This is a genomic window from Sphingomonas sp. CCH9-F2, from assembly GCF_001556735.1.
In the GTDB taxonomy this organism is placed as follows: Bacteria; Pseudomonadota; Alphaproteobacteria; order Sphingomonadales; family Sphingomonadaceae; genus Sphingomonas; species Sphingomonas ginsenosidimutans.
In genome coordinates this window covers 1-227 of sequence record NZ_LSJO01000137.1, presented here as the reverse complement: position 1 = coordinate 227, position 227 = coordinate 1, and the positions used below count along the sequence as shown (strand labels likewise).

Sequence of the window (227 nt, the reverse complement as noted above, 5' to 3'; positions counted from 1 at the left end):
GCCTTCTTCGGAGGCGTGCCGACGCGCGGCATCTACGACAACATGAAGACGGCGGTGACGAGCGTGTTCACCGGCAAGGAGCGTGTCTTCAACCGGCGCTTCCTGGTCATGGCCAACCACTACATGGTCGAGCCGACCGCCTGCTCGCCCGCGTCGGGTTGGGAGAAGGGTCAGGTCGAGAACCAGGTGCAGACCGCGCGCGGCCGCTTCTTCCAGCCACGCCTGCG

Annotated in this window: 1 pseudogene; it reads left to right on the top strand. The window is 66.5% G+C overall.

The window, feature by feature from the left end:
* Positions 1-227: pseudogene (locus AX685_RS04040) on the top strand (IS21 family transposase); the annotation flags it as partial.